Origin of the sequence: Actinomadura macrotermitis, assembly GCF_009604375.1 — a bacterium.
Lineage (GTDB): Bacteria > Actinomycetota > Actinomycetes > Streptosporangiales > Streptosporangiaceae > Spirillospora > Spirillospora macrotermitis.
Genome location: NZ_WEGH01000007.1, coordinates 243,655 through 259,850 on the forward strand (window position 1 = coordinate 243,655; position 16,196 = coordinate 259,850).

Consider the following 16,196-nt stretch of genomic DNA (forward strand, 5'->3'; position numbering starts at 1 on the left):
GATCTTTGGCTCAGAATCCCTTGTGTGGCCCGTCGGCGGGTACCAGATCCGCCAGGAACGGGTTGGTGGCGCGCTCACGGCCGATGGTGGTCTGGCCGCCGTGGCCGGGCAGGACGGCCGTCTCCTCGGGCAGCGTCAGGCAGACCCGCGACAGGCTCGCCAGGATCTGCTCGTAGGAGCCGCCCGGCAGGTCGGTGCGGCCGATCGACCCGGCGAACAGCAGGTCGCCGCTGAACATGACGTCGGGGACGTCACCGGCGGGCGGGGTGCGGAACGTCACCGAACCGGGCGTGTGGCCGGGCGCGTGGTCGACGGTGAGGCTGAGGCCGGCCAGCTCCAGCACCGCGCCGTCGGTGAGCTCGCGCACGTCGTCGGGCTCGCTCAGCGTGATGCCGCCGAACAGCTGCTGCCCGGCCTGCAGCGACAGGCCCTTGGCCGGATCGGTCAGCAGGTCCCGGTCGCCCGGATGGACGAACGCGGGGATGTCCTTGGCACCGCAGACCGGCGCGACCGACCAGACGTGGTCGATATGGCCGTGCGTGAGCAGCGCGGCGACCGGCTTCAGCCGGTGCTCGCGCAGGATCTCCTCGATCCCGGCCACGGCGTCCTGGCCCGGATCGATGATCACGCACTCCTCGCCCGCGGCGGGCGCCACGATGTAGCAGTTCGCGGCGAACGATCCAGCGGGGAACCCGGCGACGAGCACGGTCGTCCTTCCTTCGAGGCCAGCTGCGGTGCCACCGAGGGTACCGGCGCGGCCATGGCCACCGCGAACGGATAGCCGCTTCGCCGTGTCCCGCGTGGCGGCCGCGGCCGATGGCCCGTTCCAAAGGCCGGTGCCGGGGCCCGGGACCGGCCGGCGGGGCGCCATCACCGGCCGGTGACCGCTACCATGCGCAGCACGTTCACCTGATCACAGCGGAAGGGCAGGCACGTGGCGGGGAAGGACCGCAAGAAGCAGCTCGCACGGCAGCGCTACGAGCGTCAGGAGCAGCGCCGGGCGGCCGAGCAGGCCAAGGCGCAGCGCATCAAGATCATAGGCGCCGTCGCGGCCGTGGCGGTCATCGCCGCCGGCGGTGCCGGCATCGCCCTGCTCGTCGGCAAGGACGACAAGAAGGCCGAGGCCAAGCCGAACGCGGAGGCCTCCAAGCCGCCGGCCGCCAAGCCCGGCGAGTGCGCCTACAAGCCCAGCCAGGACGAGGGCGCCCCCAAGAAGCTCGGCACGCCGCCGGTCAAGCCCGCCTACACCGACACGGTCAAGGCGACGCTGAAGACCTCCCAGGGCGACATCGGCCTGGAGCTGGACGGCAAGAAGGCGCCCTGCGCGACGAACTCCTTCGCCTTCCTGGCCAAGAAGGACTTCTGGGACAAGAGCTTCTGCCACCGGCTGTCCACCGGCGAGGGCCTGAAGATGCTGCAGTGCGGCGACCCGACCGGCACCGGCCGCGGCGGCCCCGGCTACGGCTTCGACAACGAGAACACCGACGGCGCCAAGTACGGCAAGGGCACGCTGGCCATGGCCAACACCGGCGCCCCCGGCAGCAACGGCAGCCAGTTCTTCCTGGTCTACGGCGACTCGCAGCTGCCCCCGAGCTACACGGTGCTCGGCAAGATCACCTCGGGGCTGGACACGCTGGAGGCCGTGGCCAAGGCCGGCATCGCCAAGCCCGGGCAGGACGGCACCGGCGAGCCGAAGAAGAAGGTGACGATCGAGGACGTGACGATCGCCGGGAAATAGGCGTACGGGATACTAAGGTGTGGAGGGTCCGGTGGCTGTGAGTGCGGCCGGACCTGCGATTCAGGAGGCAAGGGTGTCCAGCGCGACCGATCCCTGGGGCCGGGTGGACGAAGACGGCACCGTCTACGTGAAGACGTCGGACGGCGAGCGCGTCGTGGGGTCCTGGCAGGCCGGCGCACCGGAGGAGGCTCTGGCCTACTTCAAGCGCAAGTACGACACGCTGGTCACCGAGATCGGCCTGCTGGAACAGCGGGTCAAGACCACCGACCTGCAGCCGCAGCAGGCCCAGCAGGGCATCGACCGGCTGCGCGAGCAGGTCACCGAGGCGCACGCCGTCGGCGACCTGGACGCGCTCGCCCGGCGGCTGGACGCCCTCACCGAGCTGGTCGGGCGCCGCCGCCAGGAGGTCAAGGCCAAGCGCGAGCACGCCCGGCACGAGGCGCGCGAGGTCAAGGAGCGCATCGTCGCCGAGGCCGAGCGGATCGCCGCCGAGGAGACGCACTGGAAGAACGGCGGCGAGCGGCTGCGCCAGCTGGTGGAGGAGTGGAAGGCCGCCGAGCGCATCGACCGGCCGACCGAGACCGCGCTGTGGAAGCGGCTGTCGTCGGCCCGCAACGCCTTCACCAAGCGCCGCAAGGCCTACTTCGCCACGCTGGACGACCAGCGCGACGAGGCCCGCCGCGACAAGGAGCGCCTGGTCGCCGAGGCCGAGGCGCTGAGCGGCTCCACCGAGTGGGGCGACACCGCCGCCGCCTACCGCGAGCTGATGCGCCGCTGGAAGGTCGCCGGGCGCGCCTCCCGCGACGTCGAAGAGGAGCTGTGGGCCCGCTTCAAGGGCGCGCAGGACACCTTCTTCGCCGCGCGCAGCGCCGCCTTCGCCGAGCGCGACGCCGAGTTCGCCGGCAACGCCGCGGAGAAGGAGAAGATCCTCGCCGACGCCGAGAAGCTGCTGCCGGTCCGCGACATCCGGCAGGCCCGGCAGGCGCTGCGCGCCGTGCAGGAGCGCTGGGAGGCGGCCGGCATGGTGCCGCGCGACCAGCGCGACCGGCTGGAGGGCCGCCTCCGCAAGATCGAGGAGGCGATCCGCGGCGCCGAGGAGCAGGAGTGGCGGCGCACCAACCCCGAGGCGCGCGCCCGCGCCGAGGCCACCGTCACCCAGCTGCGGTCCTCGATCGAGCAGCTGGAGAAGCGGCTGGACAAGGCCCGCGGCTCCGGGCGCGAGAAGGACGTCAAGGACGCCGAGGAGGCCCTGACGGCCCGCCGCGCCTGGCTGGAAGAGGCCGAGCGCACCCTGGCGGAGTTCTCCTAGAAGGCTCCGGCCTCGCCGCCTGCGCGGCGGGGCCGGCGCGTTCAGGGCGTCGGCCCGCCCTCCTCGGCCCGGACCCCGCGCGGGCGGCCGAGGAAGGCCAGCAGGCGGGTCTGCTCGTCCGCCCCGCGCGGTGCGGGCAGGGCCGGCGCCAGATGCCCCTCGCGGCGCATCGCGGCCGCGACCATCTGCGCGGTCGCGAACGCGTGGTGCACCAGGTCGGGGTCGAGCCGGGACGGCTGCCCGGTCGCCACCGCCAGGTCCCAGGTGTGCACCAGGGGTTCGAGGATGTAGCCCTCGAGGAAGTCGGCCAGCGGCAGCTCGCCGAGCCCGCCGACCGGGACCGGGCGGCGCAGCGCCTCGGCGGTGAGGGCCGCCTCGGTCTCCTTGCGGGCGGTCCGCCACGCCAGCAGCGCGTCGCCGGTGCAGAACCGGCCGGGGTCGTGGTTGACGTCGGGGACCGGCGTCCCGGTGGCGAGGGCGCGGACCAGGTGCTGGCCCCCGGTGACATGCCCGGCGACGTCGCGCGCGGTCCAGCCGGCGCACGGCGACGCCGCGTCCCAGCCGTTCCCGGCGACGCCGCCGAGCACGCCCTCGAACCGATCCAGAGCCCGCTGGTAGCCGCTGAGTTCCTGAGCCATGGCGCCCAGTGACGCGCGTCCGGGCAGCGCTGTCAAGCGCTATCGCGAAGATCGCCCGGAGGCGCGCGCGGCGAGCATCGACTCCATCAGCGTGATCTCCGCGCGCTGCCCGTCGACCATGGTCTGCGCCAGCCGCCGGACCTGCGCCTGCTCGGTGCGGGCCAGCACGGCCCGGGCCATCTCCACGCCGGCCCGGTGGTGGGCGATCATCAGGCGCAGGAACAGCCGCTCGGCGTCGCGCCCCGACGCCGCCTGCAGCTCGCGCAGCTGCTGCGGCGTCGCCATCCCCGGCATCGAGTAGGCCCCGGCGGCCGCGCCGTGCCCGGCGTGGCCGCCCATCCAGCGCATCGGCCCGGCCGGGTCGGCCTTCGGCGCCCGCCAGGCGTCGAGCCAGGCCGTCATCATGCCGATCTGGGCCTGCTGGGTGGTGATGATGTCGAAGGCCAGGGTCCGGACGGGTTCGTCCTGCGTGCGGTCCCGCACGAGGAACGACATCCGCACGGCCTGCGCGTGGTGGGTGCTCATGTCCCGGGCGAACCCCGCCTCCGGGCCGCCGGCGGCGGGCGCGCCGGAGCCGAGCAGCGGCCGGGCGAGCAGCAGGGCGCCGGCGGCGAGCGCCAGCACCGCGAGGACGGCGGTGACCCGCCGCCCGCGCGGTGCCGGCCCCGCCTGACTCACGGGGTGTCCTTGGCGCCGGTGCACGCCGCGCCCGGCTCGGGCGTCTGCGGCCCCTTGACGTAGGCGAGCAGGAACTTGTTCACCCGGGGGTCGGACGCCTTGTCCACCTTCAGCTGCTTGCCCCACGCCGTCAGCGCGATCGGCTTGTCCAGGGCGGGGTAGGGGCTCATCAGCGAGTAGTCGGTGGCCTTGATCTTGGCGGCGAGCAGGTCCCGCTGGTCGGCCGGCAGGTCCGGCCGGTAGGCGACCCACACCGCGCCGTGCTCCAGCGCGTGCACGGCGTTCTCGTCGCGCAGCGGCCGGTCGTAGACGCGGGCGTCGCAGTTCTGCCACATCGGGTCGTGCGCGCCGCCCATCGGCGGGCTGGAGTCGTACTTGACGGCGGCCTGGGTGTGGTCGCGGCCGAGGCCCTCCTTGCTCACCACGCCGGCGATGGAGGCGCCGTCGGCGGAGGAGGAGCGGCTCTGCAGGAAGGCGAAGGTGATCGCGACGGCGGCGGCGAGGCCGATCGCGGTGAAGAACACGATGCCGCCCCAGGGCGTCTGGCGCTGGGTCAGCGCGTTCTTCTTCTTGCTGTTCTTCTGGGCGCGCGTGCGGGCGCTTTTGGACATGGGGGTTCCCTCTCAGGTGGTCGACGGCATGACGGGACGGCGGCCTCACGGCCGGCCCGTCACAGCCGGAGCACCTGGAGGGAGGACAGGGACGGGGGAGCGGGCCGGGACGGCGGGGGCAGCGCGAGCGTCCAGCCCGAGCGGGCCGGGACGCGGACGCGGGCCCGGTGCGGCCGGGCCGCCAGGGCGATCACCAGGAGGGTGAGCAGCACGGCCAGGCAGAGGCAGGCGTCCGCCGGGGCGAACGGCGCCGGATGCCCGGGGGCGGTCAGCGCGGGGCCGGTGACGGACGGGCCGTCCGACACGACGGCGGTGCCGCCCGAGGCGTCGTGCACCAGGTGGGCGGTGCAGAGCCGGACCGACGCACTGTGCTCGAGGCCGTAGCTGAACAGCAGCCCGGCGACGACGAACAGCACCATGAGCAGGCCCGCCCGCCCATGGCGCCGCAACGACGCCGTCCCGAACCTCATCAAGCTCCCGAAAATCGGTCTCCGCGCGTCATCAACGCGCGTACCCCGAGGATAGGTTCCCGCCCGGACCGGAATGTCGGCGCGGAGGGATAGTGTCGGAGCGTGACCAGCTGGAATGACGCGGGCCAGGCGGAGGGCCTGTTCGACGATCCGGCGGGCGCGCCTCCCCGGCCCCCCGCTCCCTCCGCCGCGCCGCCGTCCCCGCCGAAGGGCACCGACCCGCTCGCGGTGCGGATGCGCCCGCGCGGCCTGGACGAGGTCGTCGGGCAGGGCCACCTGCTCGGCCCCGGCACCCCGATCCGCCAGCTCGTCGAGCGCGACGTGCCCATGTCGCTGCTGCTGTGGGGGCCGCCCGGCACCGGCAAGACCACCCTGGCGACCGTGGTGAGCCGGGTCACCGAGCGCCGCTTCGTGGAGATCTCCGCGGTCAGCGACGGCGTCAAGCGGGTCCGCGCCGAGATCGACCTGGCCCGCCGCGAGCTCGGCATGAGCGGCCGGCAGACGGTGCTGTTCGTCGACGAGGTGCACCGCTTCAACAAGGCCCAGCAGGACGCGCTGCTGCCCGCGGTGGAGAACCGCTGGGTCTCCTTCATCGGCGCCACCACCGAGAACCCGTTCTTCTCGGTGATCAGCCCGCTGCTGTCGCGGTCGCTGCTGCTCACCCTGGAGCCGCTCGGCGAGGACGACCTGCGCGAGGTGATCCGCCGCGCCCTCGCCGACGAGCGCGGCCTGAACGGCGCGGTGGCGCTGGACGCCGCCGCCGAGGACCACCTGGTCCGGCTGGCGGGCGGCGACGCCCGGCGCACCCTCACCTACCTGGAGGCCGCCGCGCTGGTGGCCCCCGAGGGCGCGCCGATCGACGTGGACGTGCTGGAGAAGGCCGTCGACCGCGCCGCGGTCCGCTACGACCGCGAGGGCGACCAGCACTACGACGTCACCAGCGCGTTCATCAAGAGCATCCGGGGCAGCGACGTGGACGCCGCGCTGCACTACCTGGCCCGCATGATCGAGGCGGGCGAGGACCCGCGGTTCATCGCCCGGCGGCTGATCGTGCACGCCAGCGAGGACATCGGGATGGCCGACCCGACCGCGCTGCAGACCGCGGTCGCCGCCGCCCAGGCGGTGGAGTTCGTCGGGCTGCCCGAGGCCCGCATCAACCTGGCGCAGGCGGTCGTCCACCTGGCGCTGGCCCCCAAGTCCAACGCGGTGATCACGGCGGTGGACGAGGCGATCGGCGACGTCCGCAAGGGCCTGGTCGGCCCGGTCCCCGGGCACTTGCGCGACGCGCACTACGCGGGCGCGGCCCGCGTCGGGCACGGCAAGGGCTACCTGTACGCGCACAACCACCCCGGCGGGGTGGTGCGGCAGCAGTACGCGCCCGACGCGGTGCACGGCCGCGAGTACTACCGCCCGACCACCTACGGCGCCGAGGCGCGGTTCACCGAGGTGCTGGCCCGGATCAGGTCGGTGCTGCGGCCGCCGGACGGCCGCCGCCGCGAGGGCGGCGCGAAGAAGGGGTGACCACCCGGTCTCCCGGCGCCGCCGCTCCACCCGCGGCGGGCCCGCGAGCGATAGCCTGCACTCGGACGGTCCCGGCCCGCGCCGGCGGCCACCCCGGGGACGAACCGCCCGCCGCGGGCTTTTTCCGGCTCGCGTTCGCGGGCTCGCGCCCACGGTAGGGTCTGTCACCAACGTCCGGCCCGAGTCGACACAGCGAACGGAAAGCCCTGATGCTCACTGGTGGACAGCTAGCAGGTCTCATCGTGGCCGTGTTCTGGGCGGTGCTGGTCTCCTTCCTCGCCTTCACCCTGCTCAGGCTCGCCCGGCTGCTGGACGAGGCCGGCAAGGTCGTGCACGACCTCGGCGAGCAGGCCGGGCCGCTGCTGGAGGACATGAACCGCACGATGCGCCGCGCCAACGAACAGCTCGGCCGCACCGACGTGATCACCAAGCAGGTCGCCGGGGTCACCCAGAACGTGTCCGCCGTCACCACCGTGATGACCTCGGTGGTGGGCGGGCCGCTGGTGAAGGCCGCCGCGTTCTCCTACGGCGTGCGCAAGGCCCTCGGCGGCAACGGCGGCGCCGGCGCCCCGGACCGCCCGCAGCTCCCCGCCCGCCAGACCGGGAAGGGGCGCAAGTGAGCACCGGAAAACGGCTCGCCAAGGCGACGGAGGGCGGGAGACGATGAAGCGCCTGTTCTGGCTGTCGGTCGGCGCCGGCGCCGGGGTGTACGCCACCAACCGCGTCAAGCGCAAGGTGACGCGGATCGCGCAGGCCTGGTCGCCCGAGGGCGTCGCGGCCCGCGCCGTCACCACCGGGCAGAGCACCGGCCGGCGGCTGAGGTACTTCGCCGCCGACGTGCGCACCGAGATGCGGGCGCGCGAGGCCGAACTGCGCGAGGCGGTCCGGATGGACCAGGCCCCGCCCGAGGTCGACGGGCCCCGCCGCCGGGTCCTGAAGGCCCGCTACACCATCATCGACGACAAGGATGGCCACTGATCATGGAGTCGGCAGAGATCGCCCGCCGTTTCCTCACGTTCTTCGAGGCGCGCGGGCACACCGTGATGCCCTCGGCCAGCCTGATCGCCGAGGACCCGACGCTGCTGCTGGTGAACGCCGGCATGGCGCCGTTCAAGCCCTACTTCCTCGGGCAGCGCACCCCGCCGTCGCCGCGGATGACCAGCGCCCAGAAGTGCGTGCGCACGCCCGACATCGACGAGGTCGGCAAGACCACCCGGCACGCCACGTTCTTCCAGATGCTCGGGAACTTCTCGATCGGGGACTACTTCAAGGAGCAGGCGATCCCGTTCGCCTGGGAGCTGCTGACCGGCGACCGCGCGGGCGGCGGCTTCGGCTTCCCCGAGGAGAAGCTCTGGGTGACCGTCTTCGAGGACGACGACGAGGCCCGCGACATCTGGCACACCAAGGTCGGCGTCCCGCTGGAGCGCATCCAGCGCCGCGGCCTGGCCGACAACTACTGGCACATGGGCGTGCCCGGCCCCGGCGGCCCCTGCTCGGAGATCTACTACGACCGGGGGCCCGAGCACGGCCGCGAGGGCGGCCCGGTCGCCGACGAGGACCGGTACCTGGAGGTCTGGAACCTGGTCTTCATGCAAAAGCAGCTCGGCACGGTCCGCTCCAAGGTCGACTTCGACATCGTGGGCGACCTGCCGAACCGCAACATCGACACCGGCATGGGCCTGGAGCGCATGGCCGCGATCCTGCAGGGCGTCGACAACATCTACGAGACCGACACCCTGTGGCGGGTGCTGGAGCGCGCCGCCGCGCTCACCGCCACCTCCTACGGCCGCGACCACCGCGACGACGTGTCGCTGCGGGTCGTCGCCGACCACGTGCGCAGCGGCACCATGATGGTCGCCGACGGCATCCGCCCCGGCAACGAGGGCCGCGGCTACGTGCTGCGCCGCATCCTGCGCCGCTCGGTGCGCAACCTGCGCCTGCTGGGCGGCCAGGACGCCGGGCTGATGCACGAGCTGACCTCGGTCGCGATCGCCGCGATGGGCGAGCAGTACCCCGACCTGGTCCGCACCGCCGACAGCATCCACGCCGTCATCGACGCCGAGGAGGCGTCCTTCCTGGCGACGCTGCGCACCGGCACCACGATCTTCGACACGGCGGTCGCCGCGGCCAAGGAGCAGGGCGCCGCCCGCCTGGCCGGCGACCAGGCGTTCAAGCTGCACGACACCTACGGCTTCCCGATCGACCTCACCCTGGAGATGGCCGCCGAGCAGGGCCTGCGGGTGGACGAGGAGGGCTTCCGCCAGCTGATGGCCGAGCAGCGCGAGCGGGCCAAGCAGGACGCGCGCGACAAGAAGACCGGCAACCTGGACGTCTCGGTCCTGGACGAGCTGCTCAGCCGCTCGGGCGGCGCGGTGGAGTTCCTCGGCTACCACACCACCGAGGCCGACGCCCGCCTGGTCGGCCTGCTGGCCGGCGGCGCCGCGGTGCCGGCGGCGGGCGAGGGCACCGAGGTCGAGGCCGTCCTGGACCGCACCCCCTTCTACGCCGAGGGCGGCGGCCAGCTCGCCGACCAGGGCGTCATCGACCTCGGCAACGGCGCGCAGATCCAGGTCACCGACGTGCAGTCGCCGCTCGCCGGGCTGATCGTGCACCGCGGCCGGGTCACCCGCGGCGAGGCGCAGGCCGGCGACGCCGCGCTCGCCAGGATCGACGTGCGGCGGCGGCAGGCCATCTCCCGCTCGCACACCGCGACCCACATGGTGCACGCCGGGTTCCGGCGGGCGCTCGGCGAGTCGGCCGCGCAGGCCGGCTCGGAGAACTCGCCCGGCCGGTTCCGGTTCGACTTCACCGCCTCGGGCGCGGTCCCGCTCAGCGTGCTGCGCGACGTGGAGGACGAGGTCAACGACGTCCTGATCAACGACCTGGACGTGCGCGCCTTCCACACCTCCATCGACGAGGCCCGCGCGATGGGCGCCCTCGCCCTGTTCGGCGAGAAGTACGGCGACCAGGTCCGCGTGGTGGAGGTCGGCGACTACTCCCGCGAGCTGTGCGGCGGTACCCACGTGGGCAGCTCGGGGCAGCTCGGGCTGGTCAAGGTGCTCGGCGAGTCGTCGATCGGCGCCGGCGTGCGCCGCGTCGAGGCGCTGGTCGGCATCGACGCGTTCCGCTTCCTGGCCCGGGAGAACGTGCTGGTCGCCCAGCTCGCCGAGCAGCTGAAGGTGCGCAAGGAGGAGCTGCCCGAGCGGGTCTCGGGCATCGTCGCCCGGCTGCGCGACGCCGAGCGGGAGCTGGAGAAGGTGCGCTCCCAGCAGGTCCTGGCGGTCGCCGGGTCGCTGGCCGAGAACGCCGCCGACCTCGGCGGCATCGCCTTCGTCGGGCACCGCGCGCCGGACGGCACCGACGCCGGCGACCTGCGCCGGCTCGCCACCGACGTGCGCGGCCGCCTCGCCGCCCGCCCCGCCGTGGTCATGGTCGCGGGCGTGCCGAAGGACCGCCCGGTCGTCGTCATCGCCGTCAACGACGCCGCCCGCGAGCGCGGCCTGAAGGCCGGCGCGCTGGTCGGCATCGCCGCCCGCACCCTCGGCGGGGGCGGCGGCGGCAAGGACGACCTGGCCCAGGGCGGAGGCGCGGACGCCGCGGCGATCGGCGACGCGCTGGCCGCCGTCGAACGAGCCGTAGGGGCCGTGTGAGCGAGCAGTCCGTGCGGAGTGAGGCCATGAGGCCCGTGAGGCGCGCGGCGCCTGCTGGGCTGAGGAGCGCAGGGAGCCTGCGACCGGAGCGACGAGGGAAGCCGGTGCCGAAGAAGCGCGCCGAACCGCTGAGCGGAGCGAGGCCATGAGGCAGGGCGTCCGGCTCGGGGTGGATGTGGGCAGTGTCCGCATCGGGGTGGCGCGCAGCGACCCGGGCGGGATCCTCGCCTCGCCCCTGGAGACCGTGAAGAGCGGCAAGGGGGACATCGACCGGCTGGTCGCGCTCGTCGCCGAGCACGAGGCCGTCGAGGTGGTCGTGGGGCTGCCGACGTCGCTGTCGGGCCGGGAGGGCCCGGCGGCGAAGTCGGCGCGCCGGTTCGCGGGGTGGCTGGCCGGCCGGCTGCCGCCCGGGACGGTCCGGCTGTACGACGAGCGGCTCACCACCGTGACCGCCGAGAGCGGCCTGCGGGCCGGCGGGGTGCACGGCCAGGCGCGCCGCAAGGTGGTCGACCAGGCCGCCGCGGCGGTGCTGCTCCAGGCGGCGCTCGACGGCGAGCGGTCGACGGGACGCCCCGCAGGCGAGATCGTCCGAGGAAGCGCATGAGTGATCTGGATCTGTTCGCTGAGCCGGGCGGCCGGGGCGGGCCGCAGGCCGAGGAGCCGCTGTCGCGCCGCGCCCAGCGCCGCAACCGCAGGAAGCAGCAGCGGCGGCGCCGCAAGGGCAGCGCGGCGTTCCTGTTCGCGCTCGCCTTCATCGTGGCGGTCTTCGGGACCGCCGGGGTGTTCGGCTTCGCCTGGCTGGACAACCGGATGCACCCGCCGGACTACTCCGGTCCGGGCGCGGGCAACGTGTCCGTCCAGATCAAGGAGGGCGCGACCGGCGCGAGCATCGCGACCACGCTGCAGGAGCACGACGTGGTCAAGAGCGTGCGCGGGTTCATGAAGGTGTACGCCAAGGAGACGCGGGCGTCCAGCATCCAGCCGGGCTACTACCAGATGCGGCTGCGGATGTCGTCCCAGGCGGCGATGGCGATGCTGCTCGACCCGAGGTCGCGGGCGGGCAGCCAGATCATCATCCCCGAGGGGCAGCGGGCGTACGAGATCTACGCGCTGATGTCGAAGAAGACCGGCATCCCGGTGCGCACCTTCGAGAACGCGGCCAAGAACCGGCGCGCGCTCGGGCTGCCGTCGTACGCGCAGAGCGTCGAGGGGTACCTGTACCCGGGCCGGTACGACCTCAGCCCGAACGCGACGGCGCCGCAGATCCTCAAGCAGATGGTGGCGCGCTACAACCAGGAGGCGGCGAGCACCGGCCTGGAGGCCAAGGCCAGGGCGGCGCACCTCAGCCCGGCCGCCCTGGTCAACCTGGCCAGCCTGATCCAGGCCGAGGGCGGCAAGCCCGAGGACCTGCCCAAGATCTCCCGGGTGCTCTACAACCGGATCAAGGCCGGCATGCCGTTCGGCTTCGACACCACGATCCTGTACTACCTCAAGAAGCGCACGCTGACGGTCACCGAGCAGGAGACCAAGATCCAGACCCCGTGGAACACCTACATCAACAAGGGGCTGCCGCCCGGGCCGATCTGCAACCCCGGCCCGGACGCGATCGAGGCGGCGCTGAAGCCCGAGAACGGGGACTGGCTGTACTTCGTGGCGACGGACCCGTCCCGCAAGATCACCAAGTTCGCCTCCACCGAGGACGAGCGCAAGCGGCTCGTGGCGGAGTTCCGCGCCTGGCAGAAGGCGCACCCCGGCAACTGACCCGGGGCATGGCACGACGATGACGGCGCCGGCGCGGCGGGGACGGTCCCGCCGCGCCGGCGCGGTCGCAAGGAGTGGATCAGGTGGCACGGCGCGCGGCGGTCCTCGGATCGCCGATCACCCATTCGCTGTCGCCGGTGCTGCACCGGGCGGCGTACGCGGCGATGGGCCTGGACGAGTGGTCCTACGAGGCGTTCGAGGTGGACGAGGCGGGCCTGGCGCCCTTCCTGGACGGCCTCGGCGGCGACTGGGCGGGGCTGTCGCTGACGATGCCGCTGAAGCGCGAGGCGCTGAAGCTGGCCGACAGCGTCTCGGACCTGGCCGCCGCGGTCGGCGGCGCCAACACCCTGCTGCTGCGCGACGGCCGCCGCCACGCCGACAACACCGACGTGCACGGCATCGTCGCGGCGCTCACCGAGGCGGGCCTCGGCGCCCCGGCGTCCGCGCTGGTGCTCGGCGGCGGCGCCACGGCGGCGTCGGCGTTCGCCGCGCTGGCCCGGCTCGGGCTGACCGAGGCGGGCCTGGCGGTGCGCAGCCCCGAGCGGGCGGCCGAAGCGGTCGAGGTGGGCCGGCGCCTCGGCCTGGAGGTGCGGGTCGGCACCCTGGCGGAGGTCGCCGGCCGCCTGGACGTGGACCTGGTGGTGTCCACGCTGCCGGGCACCGCGGCGGACGCGTTCGCCGGGCCGGTCGCGGCGTCGCGGGCCGCGCTGTTCGACGTGGTGTACGCGCCCTGGCCGACGACGCTGGCGGCGGCGGTGGCGGCCCGCGGCGGCACCGTGGTCGGCGGGTTCGCGATGCTGCTGCACCAGGCGGTGCGGCAGGTCGCCCTGATGACCGGGCGCGACGACGTGCCCGTCGAGGCGATGCGCGCGGCGGGCGAGGCCGAGCTCAGCCGGCGGTAGGCGGGCGCGGCACGCGGCGGCGCTTGGCGGCCTCGTGCACGGTGGTCAGCGCCATCGGCAGGATCACGCTCAGCCAGAAGTCGCGCCACGCCCAGGTGCCGGTCGCGACGCCGGTGAGGCTGGCGAGGGCGATCAGCCCGAAGGCGGCGGCGGCCCAGTGCCGGCGCAGCGCGGCCAGCGGGTCGCGGCGCGGCGGGGCCGGCAGCAGCGCGGCCAGCGGCCGGCCGCGGGCGTGCGCGTGCTGCACCACCGTCGCGTCCGGCAGCCAGTGCACGATGCCGTCCGGCTGCACCAGGGGGTGCCGGGCCAGGTCGATCAGGGCGGCGAGCCGCCACCACAGCGTCCACAGCGAGGGGTGGCCGTCGGCGGGGTGCCCGTCGCGGCGCGGGTCGGTCACCTCGGCGCGGGCGAGGGTGGCGAACGCGCGGCCGACCAGCGGGCCGGGGACGCCGCGCGGGTCGCGCAGCAGCGCCGACACCGCGAGCGGCAGCCCGTAGTGCCAGAGGGCGAGCCGCCACACCGGGCGGCCGGCGGCCCCCTGCGGGGAGACGTCGTAGGTCTCGATCCAGGTGTGGCCGTCCTCGGGGTCCAGGTTCGCGCGCAGCCAGTCGTAGGCGGCGAGCAGCCGTTCGTCGCGCAGCCAGGGCCGCGTCTCGGCGAGGGTGAGCAGCGCGAACGCGGTGTGGGTGACGGTCGGCCGGGCGGCCGGGACCGGGCCCCAGCCGGGCCGGTAGGTGGTCCGGTCGGCCAGCAGCCACTCCACCCCGCGGTCCACGGCCGGCTCGGCCGGGTTCAGCTGGGCGAGGGCGCGCAGCGCCAGGCAGGTGAGCCAGGTGCGCGACGGGCAGCCCGGGAGCGAGCCCCAGCCGCCGTCGGGGTTCTGGCCGGCCAGCAGCCAGCGGTGCGCGGCGTGCAGGTCGGGGGCGCCGGGCCGCAGGTCGCAGCGGGCGCGGGCGAGGAACCGGGCGATCCACGCGGTCGCCTCCACCACAGGCAGGCCGAGGCTGGTCTTGGTCGCCCAGCCGCCGTCCGCGTGCTGGCGGGCGGCGAGCAGGGCGAGGCCCTCGTCCAGGTGCTCGTAGGGGCGCTCGGCCTCCACGAAGGCCGACAGCCCGAGCGCGGTCGCGGTCGAGCCCGGTTCGGGCCGGGTCAGTTCGTGGTACCAGCCGCCGCCCTCGGCGGGGGCGGGCGTGTACGCCTCGCGCAGCACGTCCAGGGACTCGGCCAGGCGCCGGGCGAGCACGGTCAGATCGATCGAGGGGGAATTGTTCATGGGGAGCCGCCTTCTAGGAGATATGTGCCCGTTTAGGCGGATTTTGCACGCGGGAACGGGCACGCTCCGTAAGGGAACCGCGGAGGAGACCGATGCGAGACTGTGTGTTCTGCCCGCCGCTGCGCTACCGGCTGAACGCCGTCGCGGACCTGCCGGGGGCGGACGCCGTCCTCGCGGCCGATGACGAGTTCCTGCTGATGCCCGATCTCGCGCCGCTCGCCGACGGCCACCTGCTGCTGGTCACCGAACGGCACCACCGGTGCGCGGGCGCCTTCGACGACGAACTGTGGGCGCGGGCGCGGGCCTGGCGCGACCGGATCGCCGGGCTGTACCAGGCGGCCTACGGCGCCGCGGACCTGACGCTGTTCGAGCACGGCCCGGCCGGCCCGCAGAGCGGCGGCGCCTGCGTGGACCACGCCCACTGGCACTTCCTGCCCGGCACCGCCGGCATGCGGCCGCTGGTGGAGGGGCGCGGCCTGCCCGGCGAACCCGCCTCCCCGGCCGCCCTGCGCGCCCGCCTGCGCGCGGGCCGCTCCTACCTGCTGGTGGAGGAGGACGGGGCCGCCACCGTCCACCCCGGCGACGGCGTGCCCGGCCAGTTCCTGCGCTGGGCGGCGGCCACCGCCCTCGGCGACGGGCACGCCTGGCGCTGGCAGGAGACGTTCGGGCTGCCCCGCGGCCGGGCCCGGTTCCGGCGCACCCTCGATCAGCTGGCGGCGTGCGCCGACAGCCACCAGTAGAGCTCCGCGGCGGCCAGCCGGTCGCCGAACCCCGCCCGCTCCACGCCCGGGCCGAAGCCCGTCGCGTACTCCAGCGGCGCATCGCCGCGGCGGTGGGCGAGCACCCGCTCCAGCGAGGTCGGCCCGCACCGCAGCAGCCAGAGCGGCCGGCCGGGGACCAGGGCGTCCAGCGCCGGCGGCAGGGCGCACTCCCGCGCGCCGCCGAGGCCGAGCATCCGGGCCAGCGTCGGCGCCTCGCTGATGACGACGTCGGCGAGCTCCAGCACCGGCCGCAGCGCCGCCGCGGTGAGCCGGGCGTCGACGTCGTGCGGGACCACGTCGAAGGCGACCGCGGTGCCGGCCCCCCGGGCGATCCCGGCGGCGGTGAGCAGCGCCTCGCGCGACACCGGCGACAGCAGCCCGTAGCCGTCCAGGAAGAGCACGTCGGCGCGGCGGATCCCGTCCGCCGCGCGGCGCACGTCGGCGGCCGACAGCCGCCGGCTCGGCGCGTGCTCCCCGGCGACCAGCAGCCGCCTCCCGGGGCCGTCCGCGCCGGGCCGGTCGCGCAGCATCACCGAGACCGCGTTCGCGGCGCCCGGCTCGGCGCACAGCAGGTCGGCGACGCCGAGCCGGCGCAGCTCGCGCCGGATCACCGGGCTGAAGTCGTCGTCGCCGATCTTGCCGAGCACCGCGGTCCGGCGGAAGTAGCCGGTCGCGCGCCGGGCCAGGTTCACCGCGGTGCCCGCGACCAGCACGCGCGCGGGGGCGTAGGCGAGCCGGTCGCCGGTCAGCTCGGTGAAGCGCACACCGGGCAGCTCCGCGCGCACCTCGATGCGCACGTCGCCGAGCACCAGCAGCCCGAACCGGCGGACGGCGGCGCCGTCCAGCCCGGGCCGGCGCACCGGCGACCCCGGGACGGCCACCGC

17 protein-coding genes are annotated in these 16,196 nt (G+C 74.7%); 10 read left to right on the plus strand and 7 right to left on the minus strand.

The window, feature by feature from the left end:
• Positions 1-10: 10 nt before the first annotated feature.
• Complete coding sequence (locus ACRB68_RS39440) at positions 11-706, minus strand: MBL fold metallo-hydrolase (RefSeq protein WP_328595340.1); 696 nt, start codon at positions 704-706, stop codon at positions 11-13.
• Between the two features lie 228 nt (positions 707-934).
• On the opposite strand from ACRB68_RS39440, the gene ACRB68_RS39445 reads away from it, so the two are divergent.
• Positions 935-1,738: a peptidylprolyl isomerase gene (locus tag ACRB68_RS39445; RefSeq protein ID WP_328595341.1), complete on the plus strand. Its 804-nt coding sequence runs from the start codon at positions 935-937 to the stop codon at positions 1,736-1,738.
• Between the two features lie 73 nt (positions 1,739-1,811).
• Complete coding sequence (locus ACRB68_RS39450) at positions 1,812-3,047, plus strand: DUF349 domain-containing protein (RefSeq protein WP_328595342.1); 1,236 nt, start codon at positions 1,812-1,814, stop codon at positions 3,045-3,047.
• Between the two features lie 41 nt (positions 3,048-3,088).
• On the opposite strand, the gene ACRB68_RS39455 is transcribed toward ACRB68_RS39450, so the two are convergent.
• The 4 genes from ACRB68_RS39455 to ACRB68_RS39470 are packed head-to-tail and all read right to left on the minus strand — an operon-like array spanning position 3,089 to position 5,444.
• Positions 3,089-3,685: a TIGR03086 family metal-binding protein gene (locus tag ACRB68_RS39455; protein WP_153542021.1), complete on the minus strand. Its 597-nt coding sequence runs from the start codon at positions 3,683-3,685 to the stop codon at positions 3,089-3,091.
• Between the two features lie 39 nt (positions 3,686-3,724).
• Positions 3,725-4,363: a DUF305 domain-containing protein gene (locus tag ACRB68_RS39460; RefSeq protein ID WP_328595343.1), complete on the minus strand. Its 639-nt coding sequence runs from the start codon at positions 4,361-4,363 to the stop codon at positions 3,725-3,727.
• On the minus strand, positions 4,360-4,974 hold the full coding sequence (locus tag ACRB68_RS39465) for a DUF3105 domain-containing protein (protein ID WP_153542023.1): 615 nt from the start codon (positions 4,972-4,974) through the stop codon (positions 4,360-4,362). The genes ACRB68_RS39460 and ACRB68_RS39465 overlap by 4 nt, the downstream gene beginning before the upstream one ends.
• A 59-nt stretch (positions 4,975-5,033) precedes the next feature.
• Positions 5,034-5,444 (minus strand): hypothetical protein, encoded by a 411-nt coding sequence (locus ACRB68_RS39470; RefSeq protein ID WP_153542025.1) that lies wholly within the window; start codon positions 5,442-5,444, stop codon positions 5,034-5,036.
• A gap of 234 nt (positions 5,445-5,678) precedes the next feature.
• Here ACRB68_RS39470 and ACRB68_RS39475 point away from each other — a divergent pair, with 234 nt between their 5' ends.
• The 7 genes from ACRB68_RS39475 (at position 5,679) to ACRB68_RS39505 (ending at position 13,278) form a co-directional block, all read left to right on the plus strand.
• The gene (locus tag ACRB68_RS39475; protein WP_153542151.1) at positions 5,679-6,965 is read left to right on the plus strand and encodes a replication-associated recombination protein A; all 1,287 of its coding nucleotides are present in this window, start codon (positions 5,679-5,681) and stop codon (positions 6,963-6,965) included.
• 242 nt (positions 6,966-7,207) lie between these two features.
• On the plus strand, positions 7,208-7,585 hold the full coding sequence (locus ACRB68_RS39480; protein ID WP_407924341.1) for a DUF948 domain-containing protein: 378 nt from the start codon (positions 7,208-7,210) through the stop codon (positions 7,583-7,585).
• Positions 7,586-7,628: 43 nt separating this feature from the next.
• Positions 7,629-7,943 carry a hypothetical protein gene (locus ACRB68_RS39485; protein ID WP_153542029.1) on the plus strand — a complete coding sequence of 105 codons (315 nt, stop codon included), beginning with the start codon at positions 7,629-7,631 and terminating at the stop codon, positions 7,941-7,943.
• Positions 7,944-7,945: 2 nt separating this feature from the next.
• The gene (gene alaS / locus ACRB68_RS39490; protein WP_153542032.1) at positions 7,946-10,615 is read left to right on the plus strand and encodes an alanine--tRNA ligase; all 2,670 of its coding nucleotides are present in this window, start codon (positions 7,946-7,948) and stop codon (positions 10,613-10,615) included.
• A 145-nt stretch (positions 10,616-10,760) separates the two neighbouring features.
• Positions 10,761-11,219, plus strand: coding sequence for a Holliday junction resolvase RuvX (gene ruvX / locus ACRB68_RS39495; protein WP_153542034.1), 459 nt, complete (start codon positions 10,761-10,763; stop codon positions 11,217-11,219).
• The gene (gene mltG, locus ACRB68_RS39500; protein ID WP_153542036.1) at positions 11,216-12,376 is read left to right on the plus strand and encodes an endolytic transglycosylase MltG; all 1,161 of its coding nucleotides are present in this window, start codon (positions 11,216-11,218) and stop codon (positions 12,374-12,376) included. The genes ruvX and mltG overlap by 4 nt, the downstream gene beginning before the upstream one ends.
• Positions 12,377-12,459: 83 nt before the next feature.
• Positions 12,460-13,278, plus strand: a complete 819-nt coding sequence (locus tag ACRB68_RS39505; RefSeq protein ID WP_407924342.1) for a shikimate dehydrogenase — start codon at positions 12,460-12,462, stop codon at positions 13,276-13,278.
• Here ACRB68_RS39505 and ACRB68_RS39510 read toward each other — a convergent pair.
• The gene (locus ACRB68_RS39510) at positions 13,265-14,551 is read right to left on the minus strand and encodes a prenyltransferase/squalene oxidase repeat-containing protein (RefSeq protein WP_153542038.1); all 1,287 of its coding nucleotides are present in this window, start codon (positions 14,549-14,551) and stop codon (positions 13,265-13,267) included. The genes ACRB68_RS39505 and ACRB68_RS39510 overlap by 14 nt on opposite strands.
• A 92-nt stretch (positions 14,552-14,643) precedes the next feature.
• On the opposite strand from ACRB68_RS39510, the gene ACRB68_RS39515 reads away from it, so the two are divergent.
• Positions 14,644-15,291 (plus strand): HIT family protein, encoded by a 648-nt coding sequence (locus ACRB68_RS39515; protein ID WP_153542040.1) that lies wholly within the window; start codon positions 14,644-14,646, stop codon positions 15,289-15,291.
• Here ACRB68_RS39515 and ACRB68_RS39520 read toward each other — a convergent pair.
• On the minus strand, positions 15,258-16,193 hold the full coding sequence (locus ACRB68_RS39520; protein ID WP_207709996.1) for a PfkB family carbohydrate kinase: 936 nt from the start codon (positions 16,191-16,193) through the stop codon (positions 15,258-15,260). The genes ACRB68_RS39515 and ACRB68_RS39520 overlap by 34 nt on opposite strands.
• Positions 16,194-16,196 lie beyond the last annotated feature (3 nt).